Annotated in this window: 2 protein-coding genes; both read right to left on the bottom strand. The window is 64.9% G+C overall.

Features of this window, described 5'->3' with window-relative positions; all coding sequences use genetic code 11:
• Nucleotides 1-77: 77 nt before the first annotated feature.
• Entirely contained in the window at nt 78-923 is an 846-nt protein-coding gene (istB, locus tag ACOVRJ_RS11955) for an IS21-like element helper ATPase IstB (RefSeq protein WP_409938609.1), read from the bottom strand.
• The coding region (gene istA, locus ACOVRJ_RS11950; protein WP_422044072.1) for an IS21 family transposase at nt 920-1,724 on the bottom strand (805 nt) is incomplete at its 5' end. The genes istB and istA, both read right to left, overlap by 4 nt.

Raw genomic sequence — 1,724 nt, 5'->3', positions numbered from 1 at the left:
GTCAATGGCACCGAACTTTTCCCCATTTCGGGCCAACGAATTTTCCCCACCCTGGTTTCGGTGGGACCTCATCCCGCTCAGGAGGCGATGGGGGCCTTTCTGGGGCGACCTGGCCCACGCTTGACGGGAGCTGGCCCGGTTGGATCTGCCAGCGGGTGTCGTAGCCTCATGTGCTCTGGGATCAGCGAGGCGTGCTCGCGCAACCGGTACGAGTTCCCCTCGATGGGGATGACCACCGCGTGGTGTAACAGTCGGTCCAGCAATGCGGTGGCAACCACCGCATCGCCGAAGATGTCTGCCCACTCCCCGAAGCCGCGGTTGCCCGTCATGACCATCGCGCAGCGCTCGTAGCAAGCGTTGACGAGCTGGAAGAACAAGTTGCCACCCCCGGAGCCCACCGGGAGGTAACCGATCTCGTCAACGATCAGCAGGCTGTAGCGACTCAGGAACTTCACCCGCTCGCGCAGCCTGCCTTCGCGCTCGGCCTTGCGCATGGAGTCCACCAACTCGGCCAGCGTGGCGAAGAACACGCTCTTGCCAGCCTTGACCGCTTCGAAGCCCAGAGCGATGGCCAGGTGGCTCTTGCCCGTACCCGGCGGACCCAGGAAGTGCACACACTGACGCCGCTCGATGAAGTCCAGATCCGCAAGCGCCATCACGCGAGAGCGATCCAGTCCGGGCTGGAAGCTGAAGTCATAGCCCGAGATCGTCTTGACAGTGCTCAGTCTTGCCGTCTGCAGCGCCATCTTGATGCGCCGGCTCTCCCGAGTGCTGTACTCCTCTCCCAGCAGCGCTTCGATCGCCTCCAGCGCCGTGACCTGGCCTTGTTCAATCCGCGACAGGGTCGTCTGCAAGGCCTCCAGCGCACGGGGCATCTTCAGGCCTACCAGGTGGCGCCGGATGCGCTCGGTGGTGTTGCTCATCGCGCCCCTCCCAGATGACGGGCGATCTGCTCATAGACGTCCAAGCGCCGCGTGGCCACGGCGTGCCCTGGCAGCAGTCGAACGCTGGGCTTGTCACCACGCTGTGTCAACCGAACCGGCTGCCGGTGCCCTGGCAAGACCGAGCGCTGTTTACGGCCCTGCAGCAGGGTGTGAACGGCGATGACCTTGTCGTTCTCCAGGATACGAACTTGGTCGGCCGTGCTTTGAACCTCCACCAACCTGGCGCGGGTGCCGTCGGGCACGCTGTAGTAATTGCCACCGACACTGACCAAGCCGTCGCTGCTGAGGCGACGCTGCACGCTGAGTACGGCCTCGAAGCGACCCGCTGGCAGCGGCTGCAGGTACGCCTGCTCTTGGTCGAAGTGCTCCGCCACGATGCGCTCGGTGCTGCCGTGACGCCGGGCGTTGGCCACGGTATCCAGCCACTGGCGCAACTGGCGGTTCATGTCGGCGATATCGGCGAACTGCCGGGCCATGAAGAAGTCCGCGCGGATGTAGCGGAACGGCCGCTCCACCTTGCCCTTGGTCTTGGCGCGGTACGGTTGGCAGGCGCGGGGCATGAAGCTGTAGTGCTTGCCCAGGCCTAGCAGCTTGGCGTTGTAGATCACGCCACGCCCGGCCTCGGGCTCGCCCAACACGGCGGTCTTCATCCGGTCGTACAGGATCTCGCGCGGCGAACCCCCGAAGTGCTCGAAGGCCTCCATGTGGCAGCGCAGCAGTGTGGGCAGGTCCTGGTGCAATACGAACTGCGCCCACAGGTAGCGGCTGTGGCCAAGCACC

Origin of the sequence: Roseateles sp. (assembly GCF_049240545.1) — a bacterium.
Taxonomy (GTDB): domain Bacteria; phylum Pseudomonadota; class Gammaproteobacteria; order Burkholderiales; family Burkholderiaceae_C; genus Paucibacter_A.
The sequence above is the reverse complement of the archived record's forward strand: the minus strand, read 5'-3'. Positions and strand labels throughout refer to the sequence as shown.